The 13,770-nt window shown below is 52.6% G+C and carries 11 protein-coding genes; 2 read left to right on the forward strand and 9 right to left on the reverse strand.

Annotated features, from left to right (window positions below):
* Positions 1-138: 138 nt before the first annotated feature.
* The 9 genes from ilvA to J3P35_RS16440 all read right to left on the reverse strand — a co-directional run bounded on the left by ilvA (position 139) and on the right by J3P35_RS16440 (position 11,408).
* Entirely contained in the window at positions 139-1,407 is a 1,269-nt protein-coding gene (gene ilvA / locus J3P35_RS16400; protein WP_210465754.1) for a threonine ammonia-lyase IlvA, read from the reverse strand.
* A gap of 82 nt (positions 1,408-1,489) precedes the next feature.
* Positions 1,490-2,533, reverse strand: a complete 1,044-nt coding sequence (gene ilvC, locus J3P35_RS16405) for a ketol-acid reductoisomerase (RefSeq protein WP_210465755.1) — start codon at positions 2,531-2,533, stop codon at positions 1,490-1,492.
* A 252-nt stretch (positions 2,534-2,785) separates the two neighbouring features.
* Entirely contained in the window at positions 2,786-3,394 is a 609-nt protein-coding gene (ilvN, locus tag J3P35_RS16410; protein WP_210465756.1) for an acetolactate synthase small subunit, read from the reverse strand.
* Between the two features lie 19 nt (positions 3,395-3,413).
* Positions 3,414-5,147 (reverse strand): biosynthetic-type acetolactate synthase large subunit, encoded by a 1,734-nt coding sequence (gene ilvB / locus J3P35_RS16415; protein WP_246850332.1) that lies wholly within the window; start codon positions 5,145-5,147, stop codon positions 3,414-3,416.
* Positions 5,110-6,831: a dihydroxy-acid dehydratase gene (gene ilvD / locus J3P35_RS16420; RefSeq protein WP_210465757.1), complete on the reverse strand. Its 1,722-nt coding sequence runs from the start codon at positions 6,829-6,831 to the stop codon at positions 5,110-5,112. The genes ilvB and ilvD overlap by 38 nt, the downstream gene beginning before the upstream one ends.
* A 216-nt stretch (positions 6,832-7,047) precedes the next feature.
* Complete coding sequence (leuB, locus tag J3P35_RS16425; protein WP_210465758.1) at positions 7,048-8,166, reverse strand: 3-isopropylmalate dehydrogenase; 1,119 nt, start codon at positions 8,164-8,166, stop codon at positions 7,048-7,050.
* The gene (gene leuD / locus J3P35_RS16430) at positions 8,154-8,750 is read right to left on the reverse strand and encodes a 3-isopropylmalate dehydratase small subunit (protein WP_210465759.1); all 597 of its coding nucleotides are present in this window, start codon (positions 8,748-8,750) and stop codon (positions 8,154-8,156) included. Before leuD ends, leuB begins: the two co-directional genes overlap by 13 nt.
* A gap of 92 nt (positions 8,751-8,842) precedes the next feature.
* Positions 8,843-10,240: a 3-isopropylmalate dehydratase large subunit gene (gene leuC / locus J3P35_RS16435; RefSeq protein WP_210465760.1), complete on the reverse strand. Its 1,398-nt coding sequence runs from the start codon at positions 10,238-10,240 to the stop codon at positions 8,843-8,845.
* A gap of 1 nt (position 10,241) precedes the next feature.
* Positions 10,242-11,408 (reverse strand): 2-isopropylmalate synthase, encoded by a 1,167-nt coding sequence (locus J3P35_RS16440; RefSeq protein WP_210465761.1) that lies wholly within the window; start codon positions 11,406-11,408, stop codon positions 10,242-10,244.
* Positions 11,409-11,587: 179 nt separating this feature from the next.
* On the opposite strand from J3P35_RS16440, the gene J3P35_RS16445 reads away from it, so the two are divergent.
* Positions 11,588-13,102 (forward strand): hypothetical protein, encoded by a 1,515-nt coding sequence (locus J3P35_RS16445; protein ID WP_210465762.1) that lies wholly within the window; start codon positions 11,588-11,590, stop codon positions 13,100-13,102.
* Positions 13,103-13,315: 213 nt separating this feature from the next.
* Complete coding sequence (locus tag J3P35_RS16450) at positions 13,316-13,696, forward strand: hypothetical protein (protein WP_210465763.1); 381 nt, start codon at positions 13,316-13,318, stop codon at positions 13,694-13,696.
* The last annotated feature ends 74 nt before the right edge of the window (positions 13,697-13,770 follow it).

The raw sequence follows: 13,770 nt of genomic DNA on the forward strand, positions 1-13,770 counted from the left end.
ACACCCTTCAAACAGACCTGTGCTTAGACCTGTGCTTAGACCTGTGCTAAAAGCTGAAAGCCCCGTCACCTTTTCAGGCGCGGGGCTTTCAACAACACACAAACTAAATAAACGAACTATAAACAAGCTAAAATGCCCTTACACAAATAGATTCAGGAAGTCCTGCCGGCCGTTGAGGTACTCATAGGCGAAGCCTTCTTCCAGCATCCGGAGTTTGATGTTCTCCACATCATGGGGGCGTTTCACTTCCACGCCAATAAACACCGGACCTTTTTCCTTGTTGTTTTTCTTGATGTACTGGAAATGGATGATGTCATCCTCGGGGTCCAGCACGCGGTTCACAAAGGTGCGCAGGGCGCCGGGCTTCTGGTTGAAGGTCACCATGAAATAGTGCTTCAGGCCCTGGTGCTGCATGGCGCGCTCCTTGATATCCTCCATGCGGGTAATGTCATTGTTGCTGCCACTGATAACGCAGACTACGTTCTTGCCTTTGATCTCCTCGGCCAGGGTTTTCAACGCCGAGATGGTCAACGTGCCGGCCGGTTCCAGGACCACACCTTCCTCGTTGTACATCTTCAGGATGTCTTCGCAGATTTGGCCCTCTGGCACCAGGATCACATCGTCTAGCAACTCGCGGCAAATCTCGAAGGTGATCTCGCCGGGGCATTTCACGGCGGCACCGTCCACGAAGGAGTCAATGGTTTCCAGCGACTGGCGCTTTTTCTCCCGGATGGAGTTGTACATAGATGGCGCCCCTAAAGGCTGCACGCCGATGAGCCTGGTTTGCGGACTCACCTGCTTGAACACGCTGGAAAGCCCTGAGGCCAATCCGCCGCCGCCAATGGGCATCAACAGATAATCAATAGAAAAATCAGCGTCCTTGAAGATTTCCAGCCCCACGGTGGCCTGTCCTTCAATGATGGACAGGTCATCAAATGGCGGAATAAAGGTACTGCCGCGGCCGTCGCAGAATTCTTTGGCGGCCTGGAACGTATCATCGTAGGTGGCACCGGTGAGCACCACTTCCACCATGTCCTTCCCGAAGAGGCGCACTTTGTTCACCTTCTGGGCGGGCGTGGCGGCGGGCATGAAGATGTAGCCTTTGATACTCAGCAACTGGCAGGCATAGGCCACGCCCTGCGCGTGGTTCCCGGCGCTGGAGCAGACAATCTCCCGCTCTCTTTCCTCAGAGGACAAAGAGGAAATCTTGTTGTAAGCCCCCCTGATTTTATAGGAACGCACTACCTGCAAATCTTCACGCTTGAGGTAAATCTCGGCGCCATAGGTTTGCGAGAGCCACAGATTCTTCATCAAAGGCGTCTTGTAGATGACGCCTTTCAGGTTTTTAGCCGCCCTCTCAACATTTCCCAACGCGACCACGGTATCTAAGGAAGCTTCTTTCTGCATCTTGATTCTCTGTTTAAAGGAGAGATGTTTCAGGTTCGATTTTCAGAAAACGGCCTGGAAACACCTCTTTCGTTTTGTTGCCTTACCGGCCCGAGCGGAGTTTTCTTACTACCGCGCCGGTTTGCCACAATTCTGATTCGCGCACTTCTTTCAATTCGGCTTCCAGTTCCTGACGGTAGCCTGGGGTAGAACCGCGTTGGATGGTGCGCTCGGCTTCTTTCCCCGATGCTACGCTGTCATACAGTTCATTCAACACCGGAAGCGTCGCCTCGCGGAATTTGCTTTTCCAATCCAGGGCGCCGCGCTGGGCGGTTACGGAGCAGTTGCTGAACATCCAGTCCATGCCGTTCTCGCCTACCAAAGGCACCAGGCTTTGGGTCAGTTCTTCCACGGTTTCGTTGAAGGCCTCAGACGGAGAGTGACCGCGCTGACGCAACACCTGGTACTGGGCCTCGATGATACCGGCTAGGGCGCCCATCAAAACACCGCGCTCACCGGTTAAATCTGAGTACACCTCTTTCTTGAAATCGGTCTCGAATAGGTAGCCTGAGCCCACCCCAATGCCCATGGCAATGGCTTTCTCGTAGGCTTTGCCGGTGGCATCTTGGAACACGGCAAAAGAGGAGTTCAATCCACCACCCTCTAAGAACAGACGGCGCAAGCTGGTGCCACTGCCTTTAGGGGCCACTAAGATCACATCTACATCGGCGGGTGGAATGATGTTGGTCTGCTCCTTGAAGGTAATCCCGAAACCGTGCGAGAAATACAGAGTCTTGCCGGGCTTCAGTCTTTCTTTGATGGTAGGCCACACCGCAATCTGACCGGCGTCTGACAACAGGTTACAGATGATGGTACCACGCTCTACGGCTTCTTCAATAGGGAACAAGGTCTGGCCTTCTACCCAACCGTCTTGCTTCGCCTTCTCCCAGGAAGCAGAATCCTGACGCTGGCCCACAATCACGTTGAAGCCGTTGTCACGCATGTTCAATGCCTGACCGGGTCCTTGCACGCCGTAGCCAATCACGGCTATCACTTCGTCTTTCAGGGTTTCCTGGGCCTTTGCCAACGGATATTCACCGCGGGTCACAACGGTTTCTTCTACACCGCCGAAATTGATCTTTGCCATTTTGTTTGGTTAATATGGGTTATGGTTTGATTTACTCTTTTGTCGGTTTTGGGCTTGTTTTCAGGAAATCGGCCTCAAAACAGGTTAGACATTCTCTGGCGTTGGTTTTTCACCACCCCGCCCTCCGGGCACCCCTCCTTTATCAGGAGGGGAGTTTCTGTTGGCTAACACTATACCGGTTGTTCAAAGGCCTTGCAGCATCCGGAGGTCCTGCGAGCGTTTGGGCCGATAACTGCTTAGGCCAGCTTTAGTTCACATGGTGAACACCTTGTCCCGGCTGTTCAGGAATTCGTTTTCGATGGCGTCCTGGCCTGGCTCGGCACGTTCAAACTCGCGGAGTTTGCGGTTGAAGCCGTCGCTGCCTTTGATGATGGCAATGCGGGCGCTGCGCACAAACTCTATCAACCCGAAAGGCTGCAAAACTTTGATTAGGTTATCAGTTTCTTCGCGGTGGCCGGTGGTTTCAAAGACTGTGTAGTCCTTCCGGATCACCACGGCCCGGGCCCCGTTCTCCCGGAGCAGGCGTTCTACTTTGGCTTTCTCGGCGATGATATCCGTCGGCACTTTGTAGAGGGCCATCTCCTGCCAGATCACATCTTCGTTGGTGTTGTAATACACCTTCAAAACCTCCACCTGCTTCTCAATCTGCCGGGCAATCTTGCTCACCACCTCCTCGGTCTCGTTGATCACGATGTTGAAGCGGTGGATGCCTTCAATCTCTGAGGGCGACACGTTCAGGCTATCTATGTTGATCTTGCGGCGCGTGAAAATCATGGCGATGCGGTTCAGCAACCCCACATGGTTCTCGGTGTACACCGTAATATTATATTCCTGCTTTTCTATGGGCGCTTGCTCACTCATTTTCTTATCGGTTAGGCACCTATTTCAATCTGATTTCACTCACGCTGCAACCCTGTGGCACCATGGGAAACACATTGTTCTCTTTGGTCACCATCACTTCCAGGAGGAAGGAACCGGGATGTTCCAGCATTTCTTTCAGGGCATCGTTGAGGTCGGCGCGTTGGTTCACGCTTCTGCCTGAGATACCGTAGCCTTTGGCCACCTGCACGTAATCGGGGCTCTGGATATCCACGAAGGAGTAGCGGCGCTCGTGGAAAAGCTCCTGCCACTGCCGCACCATACCCAGAAACTGGTTGTTGAGGATGAGGATTTTCACGTCCACGCCGCTCTGCATGATGGTGCCCAGTTCCTGGATGGTCATCTGAACGCCACCGTCGCCAATCACGGCTACTACGGTTCTATCCTCAGCTCCGAACTTGGCCCCAATGGCGGCCGGGAGCGCAAATCCCATGGTTCCCAATCCGCCGCTGGTGATGTTGCTGCGGGTGTGGTTCAGTTTGGCGTAGCGGCAGGCCACCATCTGGTGCTGACCCACATCGGATACAATGATGGCTTCACCTTTGGTGAGCTCATTCAGTTGCTGGATCACCTCGCCCATGGTCATTTCCCCTGAGGTGGGGAACAGCTCTTCCCGGATGACCGCGTCAATTTCTTGCTGCTCAAACTCCCGGAACTTGGCCAGCCACTCAGCGTGCTGTTTCTTTTCCACTAGTTGGGTCAGCAGCGGCAAAGTTTCTTTGCAGTCGCCCCACACCGGCACGGTGGTTTTCACGTTCTTGTCGATCTCAGCAGGGTCAATGTCCAGGTGGATGATCTTGGCTTGTTTGGCGTATTTGTCCAGCCTACCAGTCACGCGGTCATCGAAGCGCATGCCGATGGCAATCAAAACATCGCACTCATTCGTCATCACGTTGGGGCCGTAGTTGCCGTGCATGCCCAGCATCCCCACGTTCAGCGGGTGGTCACTTGGCAAAGCGCCCGCACCCATGATGGTCCAGGCCGCCGGAATGCCGGATTTCTCCAGAAACTCCCGGAACTCCTGCTCGGCCGCACCCAACATCACGCCCTGGCCCCACAGCACAAATGGCTTTTGAGCGCTGTTGATCAGTTCGGCGGCTCTTTCAATATATTCTTTCCGCACGATAGGCTTGGGCCGATAGCTGCGGATGTGGTCGCATCGCTTGTAGCCCTGGAAAGCGAACTTCTGTAACTGGGCATTCTTCGTAATGTCAATCAAAACCGGCCCGGGCCGACCCGTACGCGCTATATGAAACGCTTTGGCTAATACCTCGGGTATCTCCGTGGCATCGGTTACCTGGTAGTTCCACTTGGTCACCGGGGTAGTGATACCGATCACATCGGCTTCCTGAAACGCATCGGTGCCCAGTAAGTGCGCGAACACCTGGCCCGTGATGCAGACCAGCGGCGTACTGTCAATAAGGGCATCGGCGAGACCGGTGATCAGGTTCGTGGCGCCGGGTCCGCTGGTTGCGAACACCACGCCTACTTTGCCTGAGGCCCGGGCGTACCCCTGTCCCGCGTGGATGCCGCCTTGTTCATGGCGCACCAGCACGTGCTTCATGTTACCGGGGAAGTCGAACAGCGCATCGTAGATGGGCATGATGGCCCCACCGGGATAGCCAAAGATCGTGTCCACCCCTTCCACGGAAAGGGCGTGCAGCAGCGCCTGACTGCCGCTAATCATGGTGTCTGTTTCAGGCAAGGCTGGGGCTTGTTTCTCTTGCGTTAACATAGGCTTCTTCCTGTAAATCGGTGATACAACCGTGGCTGGCATCACTTACTGTTCTGATATATTTCAAAAGCACTCCTCCTTGCACGTTTGGCTTGGGTCTTTGCCATTGGCTTCTTCTAAGGGCAAGCACAGATTCATCTACCTGCACATCCATGGTATTGGTGGTAGCATCCAGCACAATCCAGTCGCCGTCTTCTACCAGGGCAATGGTTCCGCCGTCGTAGGCCTCGGGGCAGACGTGGCCGATGACGAATCCGTGCGTACCACCGGAGAAACGGCCATCGGTAATGAGGGCTACTTTATCGCCCAAGCCAGCACCCATGATCGCCGAGGTGGGTTTCAGCATTTCGGGCATGCCGGGTCCGCCTTTTGGTCCCACATAGCGGATCACCACCACTTGACCGGGTTGGATTTTGCCATGGGTGATGCCCTCGTTTAGTTCTTCTTCTGAGTTGAAGACAATGGCCGGTCCTTCAAACCTTAGGCCTTCTTTGCCCGAGATTTTCGCCACCGCGCCTTTGCTGGCCAGGTTGCCATACAAGATCTGGATGTGGCCATCGGCTTTGATGGGGTTGGAAAGCGGTCTCAACAAGTCCTGCTCCTCGCCCAGCGGCTTCACGTTTGCCAAGTTCTCGGCTAGCGTTTTGCCAGTGACGGTCATCAAGTCGCCTTTAAGCAACCCAGCTTCCAACAAGGTCTTCTGCACGGCGGGTACTCCTCCCAAAGCGGAAAGGTCTTCCATCAGGTATTTGCCGCTTGGTTTCAGATCGGCCAACACCGGAACGCGGTTACTCACCTCCTGGAAATCTTCCATGGCAAGTTTTACCCCGGCGGCGTGGGCAATGGCAATAAGGTGCAGAACGGCGTTGGTAGACCCACCCAAAACGGTAATCATGACCAACGCATTTTCAAAGGCCTCGCGCACCAGAATATCACGGGGCTTGATGTCTTTTTCCAATAGTTGCAAAATGTACGCGCCGGTATCCAGGGCTTCCTGGTTTTTCTCAGCGCTGACCGCGGTGGAGGAAGAAGAAAATGGAAGGCTCATGCCCAACGTCTCAATGGCGGCGGCCATGGTGTTGGCCGTGTACATGCCTCCGCATGCCCCCGGTCCCGGGCAGGCATTCCGGATAATGCCTCTATAGTCTTCGTCAGAGATAGCACCGTTCAGTTTTTTACCGTAGGCCTCAAAGCAGGACACAATGTTCAGCTTCTGGCCTTTGTACTCCCCGCCTTTGATGGTACCGCCGTACACCATCAATGACGGGCGGTTCAGGCGCGCCATGGCAATCAAAGCACCCGGCATGTTTTTGTCGCAGCCCACCACGGTAGCCACGGCATCATAGTAGTGGGCACCGGCCATGGCTTCAATAGAATCAGCGATCAGCTCCCGGGAAACCAGCGAGAATCGCATCCCGGCGTTGCCGTTGGTGATGCCGTCGCTCACGCCAATGGTGTTAAACCGGAGCCCCACCATACCATTGGCCTGCACCCCCATCTTCACGGCATCGGCCAAACCATTGAGGTGCATGTTGCAGGTGTTTCCCTCAAAGCCCGTGGAGCAGATGCCCACAAACGGTTTGCGCAGATCTTCCTCCGGAATACCCGAGCCGATGAGCATGGCCTGGGAAGCCGGCAGGCTGTCGTCTTTGGTGTAGATGCTGCTGTATTTATTTAATGCCATGGTTCTTAATGCGGTGTTTTTGAGGTGTTTTTACAAAAAAAAGAGCCTTTCTACCGGGTGGTGAGAAAGGCTCTGAATGGTTGTAAGAGGCCGTTCCTACCCACCTTGCGGCAGAGGAATAATGACAATAATGGAAATGACCGACTGTAGTCGCATCTGGTATTATCTCTGGTTTTAGGCCTGTTTTCAGCAAAACTGGCCCTAAACGTTTCTTCGTTAAATAATGGTGCTTAACCCTATTTCTATGTTTTTCAAATGCCGGAAGCTTTCTCCACCTTCCTGCACGTAGTTAGCGATGAAGGCACCCACCTGCTCGGTTGTGAAAGGATGATCTTTTCTCAATTCCGGAGTTAGCACATTTTTCTCAAGGGTATAATCCACTGCTTCCCTCACCAGAACGGCCTCTTCCTGTAACCCGAAATGCTCCAGCATCATGGCCACGGAAAGGATGGTGGCGATGGGGTTAGCGATGCCTTTGCCCTTGGCCTGCGGGAAAGAACCATGGATAGGCTCAAACAAGGCCGCAGTCTCTCCTACCGAAGCCGAAGGCAGCAAGCCAAGAGAGCCGGCAATAACCGAGGCCTCGTCTGAGATGATGTCACCGAACATGTTCTCGGTGAGAATCACGTCAAACTGTTTCGGGTTCAGGATCATCTGCATGGCGGCATTGTCCACGAACAGGTAATCTACCGCAACCGATGGATATTCCGGGGCAATCTGCTGCACCACTTCACGCCACAGGCGGGAGGTCTCCAGCACGTTGGCTTTGTCTACCAGGGTCAGTTTGTTCCGGCGGTTGGCCGCTGCCTGGAAGGCCAGGTGCGCGATGCGCACGATCTCTTCCTTGGAATAAAAGCAATTGTCAAAAGCCCCATCCTCAGTGCGGCCTTTCTCCCCGAAATAAATACCGCCGGTCAGCTCCCGGTAGATCACCATGTCTACGCCGGAGATACGGTCTGCTTTCAAAGGAGAATGCTCCAGCAACACATCATAAGCGGTAACCGGACGAATGTTGGCGTATAAACCCAAAGATTTACGCAGGCGCAACAACCCTTGCTCTGGGCGTACTTTAGCGGCCGGGTTGTTGTCGTATTTAGGATCACCAATGGCCCCTAGCAGGATGGCATCGGCTTCAAAGCAGGCTTGGAGGGTTGATTCAGGCAGCGGGTTACCGGTGGCATCAATGGCGCAGGCGCCCATCAGCTGCACATCCAGTTCAAACTCATGCCCGAAGCGTTCAGAAACGGCTTCTAATACTTTGAGGGCCTCGGCACATACTTCTGGTCCAATTCCGTCACCGGGGAGAACGGCTATCTTTTTACTTAATACGCCCATGGTCTGCTCTTTTCGTATTGTTCTATTGCGTCTTTCTGGTTTACTAAATAATCAATGTCATCATATCCATTGATCAGGCACTCTTTCTTGTAGGCGTCAATCTCAAACGAGATCTTCTCTTCCCAAGCCGGTACCTGTAATTCCTGTTTCACTAAGTCCACCACCAGGGTGGTCTGCGGGTCTTCTTCAATCTGGCCCAACAATCTTGCCAAAACCTCATCTGAGACCTGCAGCGGTAACAATCCGTTGTTCAGGGCGTTGCCCTTGAAAATATCAGCAAAGAAGCTGGAAATCACCACTTTGAACCCAGCATCATAGATAGCCCAGGCGGCGTGCTCGCGGCTACTGCCGCACCCGAAGTTCTTGCCTGCCACCAGAATCTGACCGCTGTAAAGGCTGTTGTTCAGCACGAAATCGGCTTTTGGCTGACCGGCGTTGTCAAAGCGCCAGTCGCGGAATAAATTCCCTCCGAAACCTTCGCGCGAAGTAGCCTTCAGGAAGCGGGCCGGGATAATCTGGTCGGTATCTATATTCTCAATCGGGAGCGGAACCGCCGTGGATTGAAGCACTTCAAACTTTTCCATCTAACTGTTTTATGTGCCACAAGGGCACTTTACAATTCTTTATCTGACCGTCCCCCTCTGAAGGGGGACGACCCAATATGCGTACCTAAAGGTTAGTTCAGGTATTGGGTAATGTCCACAATCTTTCCTTCCACAGCGGTGATGGCCGCCACCAGTGGACTGGCCAGCAAGGTGCGGGAACCTGGGCCCTGACGGCCTTCAAAGTTGCGGTTTGAGGTGGATACACAGTAGGCGCCGGCCGGAATCTTGTCTTCGTTCATCGCCAGACAAGCGCTGCAGCCCGGCTCACGGAGTTCAAAACCAGCCTCAGCCAAGACTTTGTCAATGCCTTCCTCAATGGCTTGCTTCTCCACGTGCTTGGAACCCGGTACAATAATGGCCTCCACATGCGGCGCTTTGTGCTTCCCTTTCACGAATTTGGCTACCTGGCGCAGATCCTCAATGCGGGAGTTGGTGCAGGACCCGATGAACACGTACTGGATTTCTTTGCCCAGCAAAGATTCGCCCGGCTGAAAGCCCATGTAGTTCAACGATTTGTTATAGCTGGCTACTTCGCTGGCCGGAACATCAGTAGGGATCACCTCATTGATGGCCATGCCCATGCCCGGGTTGGTGCCGAAGGTGATCATTGGCGCGATTTCCTGCGCATCAAAGAAGAACTCTTTGTCAAAGGTGGCGTCTTCGTCGGTGTACAAGGTAGTCCAGTAAGCCACGGCCTGTTCCCAACGCTCACCCTGCGGCGCGAACTGACGGCCTTTCAGGTATTCAAACGTGGTTTGGTCCGGTGCAATCATGCCACCACGGGCACCCATTTCAATACTCATGTTGCAGACGGTCATGCGGCCTTCCATGCTCAGGGCACGGAAAGCACTACCGGCATACTCTACAAAGTACCCCGTAGCACCACCGGTGCCTAATTTAGAGATCACGTACAGGATGACGTCTTTGGCCGATACGCCGTTTCTTACCTCACCCTCTACCGTGATGCGCATGCTCTTTGGTTTGCTCAACAGCAAGCACTGCGAGGCCATTACCTGCGCTACCTGGCTGGTTCCTATCCCGAAGGCAATTGCCCCGAACGCGCCGTGGGTGGACGTGTGGCTGTCGCCGCATACGATGGTCATGCCCGGTTGGGTAATGCCCAGTTCCGGCCCCATTACGTGCACTATGCCCTGGTTTTCGTGACCCAGGCCGTATAATTCAATGTTGTGCTTGGCGCAATTCTCGGTGAGTTTATCCACCTGAAAACGGGAAAGCGGCTCCTCAATGGGGAGGTGCTGGTTTTTAGTGGGTACGTTATGGTCGGCGGTAGCCACAATCTGCTCCTTGCGGAACAAAGGCAAACTGCGGTGTTCAATCTCGTCAAATGCTTGCGGGCTGGTTACCTCGTGGATAAGGTGGCGGTCAATGTAAAACACGTCCAATCCACCTCCAGGAATGGATTTCACCACGTGGGCAGCCCAAATCTTATCTAATAATGTTTTCGCCATATTAATTTGCAGAAACCAAATTATCCTGCTCCACCATTAAATGGAGGTCTTCGTCTACTACTTCTTTCTTTTTATCTGCCACTGCCAGGAACGAGGCATACGCTTTGTCCAAGGCTGCTTTCTCCAGGGAATAACCCAGCTTCTGCATGCGGTAGGCCAAGGCGGCCCTGCCGGAGCGGGCGGTTAATACAATAGAGGAATCTTCGGCACCTACTTCTTTGGGATCAATGATCTCATAGGTCTCGCGGTGCTTGATCACGCCGTCCTGGTGGATGCCACTGGAGTGCGCAAAGGCGTTGGCACCTACAATAGCCTTGTTAGGTTGCACCTGCATGCGCATCATGTGCGAAACCAGGTGCGAGGTCTCGGTTAACAGGCGCGTGTTTACGCTGCTGTCCAGGTTCAGGTACGGGTGTTGGCGGAGAATCATGACGACTTCCTCCAGGGCCGTATTACCGGCGCGCTCCCCTACCCCGTTGATGGTACATTCAATCTGGCGGGCTCCGTTGATGACCCCGGAAATGGAGTTGGCAGTTGCCAAGCCTAAATCATTGTGGCAGTGGGTGGAAAGGGTTACGTTCTGTACGCCGCGCACATTCTCGTAGAGGTACCTGATCTTGGCGCCGTATTCTTCGGGCAGGCAATAACCGGTGGTATCCGGAATGTTCAATACAGTGGCTCCGGCTTTGATGGCTGCTTCGCAAACCATGGCCAGAAACTCGTTATCGGTGCGGCCGGCGTCTTCGGCATAGAATTCTACGTCTTCTACAAAGCTTTTCGCTAACTTCACGGCAGCCACGGCACGCTCAATCACATCGGCTTGGGTGGTGCGCAATTTGAATTTGACGTGCGACTCAGAAGTACCAATTCCGGTATGGATTCTGGGGAAACGGGCAGCTTTCAAAGCCTCGGCAGCTACCCTGATGTCGTTTTCCACGGCGCGGGTAAGGCCACAAACAGTAGCTTCCTTGGTTTGAGCCGCAATTGCCCGAACCGCCTCAAAATCGCCGGGGCTGGAAACGGGGAACCCAGCCTCAATCACGTTCACGCCCAGAAGCTCCAGTTGACGTGCGATGACCAACTTCTCCTCCATGTTCAATTTGCAGCCAGGCACCTGTTCGCCATCGCGCAACGTTGTATCAAATATTTGTATCTTCTGAGCTGACATCGTTATTTTGGCTTCTATTCGGATACAAAGAAGCGCGTACTAATACGGAAGCAAAAAATTATTTTTCAGCATTCTACTATTTCTAAGCGCCCCTATTTAAAAGTTATCAATCTGGAAATCAATATTTTAGTTCCTTTTCTCATACAATGCCTAATCAAAATATTGATCCTATTTTTCAATTGATAAAATCTCTGACGCCCTCTGAGAAACGCCATTTCAGGCTGAACACCAACAAGAGCGGCTCCAGCGAAGACTTGAAGTTTTTGCAGTTGTTTGATGCCCTGGAACAGCAGGACACCCTCAATGAGACCCAGATTCTGAAGCAGGTACCCAGCATTAAGAAGACTCAACTGGCCAACCTGAAGAACAACCTGTACAAGCACCTGCTTTCCAGCTTAAGAACGTTCCATGCGCCGCAGAACCTGGACATCCAACTGCATGAGCAACTGGATTATGCGCGCGTACTATATAATAAAGGGTTTTACCAGCAGAGCCTGAAAATACTGGAAAAAGTAAAAGTATTGGCGCTGGAGTATGAGTTGCCGCACATTGCCCTTACAGCCATTGACTTTGAGAAACTCATTGAGAGTCAATACATCACGCGCAGTTTGAGCGGCCGGGCCGAGGACCTTACCCAACAGGCCACCCAGGTATCTTCGCACATCTACCGGATGCACCAGCTCTCCAACGTAGCCCTGCGCCTGTACGGCCATTACCTGAAGGTAGGCCTGGCCCGGAACCAGGAAGACTATGAATCTATCACGGCTTTCTTCCTGGAGAACCTGCCGGAGATTGATTACCAGAATGCCGGGTTTTACGAGAAACTGTATTTCTACCAGGCCCACGTATGGTACCACCTCATGACCCAGGACCTGAAGGCCTGCTACCGGTACGCCCAGAAGTGGGTGGATCTGTTTGACGAGTACCCGCACATGAAGGAGCGGCGGCCGGTGCTGTACATCAAAGGCATGCACAACCTGCTCAACGCCCTCTACAACCTGCTGTACCATTCTAAGTTTGTGCAGGTGTTGCAGCAACTGGAGGAGTTTGCCGATGATCCAAAGCGCCGCTCCAACGCTAACATTGACACGCTGCTTTTCCTTTATATTTATACCAATAAGATCAACGCCTATTTTCTGGAAGGGAAGTTCACCGAGGGGTTGAAGGTGATTCCGGGTGTCTTGAAGAACCTGGAAGGTTTCCAGGCGCAACTGGATCCGCACCGTATGCTGGTGTTCTATTACAAAATTGCCAGCTTGTACTTTGGCAGCGGCGATTTCAAAAAAGCGATTGAGTACCTGAACAAGGTCATCCACCACAGCAACACCAGCCTGCGCGAAGATCTGCAGTGCTTCGCCCGCATCCTGAACCTGATTGCCCACTACGAGGCCGGCTACGACGACGATGCCCTGGATTACCAGATCCGGACGGTGTACCACTTCCTGGGCAAGATGGACAACCAACAGCAGATGCAGGTAGAGATTTTCCGTTTTCTGCGCAATGTGGGAAATATAGCCCCGAATCAGGTGAGAGAGGCTTTCATCACCCTCAAGGAAAAGCTCATTGCCATCTCCGAGAACCCCTACGAGCGGCGTCCTTTCATGTACCTAGACATCATCTCCTGGCTGGAAAGCAAGATTGAGAACGTGCCGGTACAGGAGATTATGAAAAGGAAGGCGGGTAGGTTGAAGTAGGATGGTGTTTCAGTGCTGTTTTAGTGAAAACAGACCTGCAACAGAGTAAGCAGTTCTTACCTTGGTCATTTGGAAAAAACTATTAAGTATGTTTGGCAGTGCAGTTCCGGTCATCCGACCTACGGTGGTTGTATGTCCGGAACTTTGACACTATACAAAGTACCAATAACCGGAACAGCTCCTTATACACAGTAGTTGGCAGAAATTATAAGAATGGAAGATTACTCTGAATTAGTCGGTGACAGCAGGATAGAAAAACTATGTCATGACTTTAAATTGAAAACCATCATCTTCAACTTGACTCGGTACAGAGACGAATTAGAAGAAATAGAGGTAAGATTTGAAGGAGTAGTAAACCAAGATTTTCAATGCATCGACAGCGATAACATTGTTTTCGGGATTGAAGAGACAGATTGGGACGGATTACAAATCCAGTTTCCTGATTTAATGAAATACTATAAGCATTACAAAAGCATTGACCCTGAAGATAGGAAAAGATTAGATAATGGAACTATAAAATGCTACCATATAAGAGGTTCTGTTGGGCTTGAAGGGTATGTAATTGCAGAAGCTATAAGAATTACTGAAAAATAACATCTGCCAACATTGTATAAACATCAAGCCACGGCCGACGGCCTTGCTCGTTGTTTATACGAGGCCGTTGGTGG

The sequence above is a fragment of the Rufibacter roseolus genome (assembly GCF_017916365.1).
Taxonomy (GTDB): Bacteria; Bacteroidota; Bacteroidia; order Cytophagales; family Hymenobacteraceae; genus Nibribacter; species Nibribacter roseolus.

Excerpts from the sequence above, each read along its gene's own strand:
- ilvD (WP_210465757.1), bottom strand. The coding sequence starts at position 6,831 with ATGGCATTAAATAAATACAGCAGCATCTACACCAAAGACGACAGCCTG.
- leuB (WP_210465758.1), bottom strand. The coding sequence starts at position 8,166 with ATGGGCGTATTAAGTAAAAAGATAGCCGTTCTCCCCGGTGACGGAATT.
- leuD (WP_210465759.1), bottom strand. The coding sequence starts at position 8,750 with ATGGAAAAGTTTGAAGTGCTTCAATCCACGGCGGTTCCGCTCCCGATT.
- leuC (WP_210465760.1), bottom strand. The coding sequence starts at position 10,240 with ATGGCGAAAACATTATTAGATAAGATTTGGGCTGCCCACGTGGTGAAA.
- ilvC (WP_210465755.1), bottom strand. The coding sequence starts at position 2,533 with ATGGCAAAGATCAATTTCGGCGGTGTAGAAGAAACCGTTGTGACCCGC.
- ilvN (WP_210465756.1), bottom strand. The coding sequence starts at position 3,394 with ATGAGTGAGCAAGCGCCCATAGAAAAGCAGGAATATAATATTACGGTG.
- ilvB (WP_246850332.1), bottom strand. The coding sequence starts at position 5,147 with ATGTTAACGCAAGAGAAACAAGCCCCAGCCTTGCCTGAAACAGACACC.
- J3P35_RS16450 (WP_210465763.1), top strand. The coding sequence starts at position 13,316 with ATGGAAGATTACTCTGAATTAGTCGGTGACAGCAGGATAGAAAAACTA.
- ilvA (WP_210465754.1), bottom strand. The coding sequence starts at position 1,407 with ATGCAGAAAGAAGCTTCCTTAGATACCGTGGTCGCGTTGGGAAATGTT.
- J3P35_RS16440 (WP_210465761.1), bottom strand. The coding sequence starts at position 11,408 with ATGTCAGCTCAGAAGATACAAATATTTGATACAACGTTGCGCGATGGC.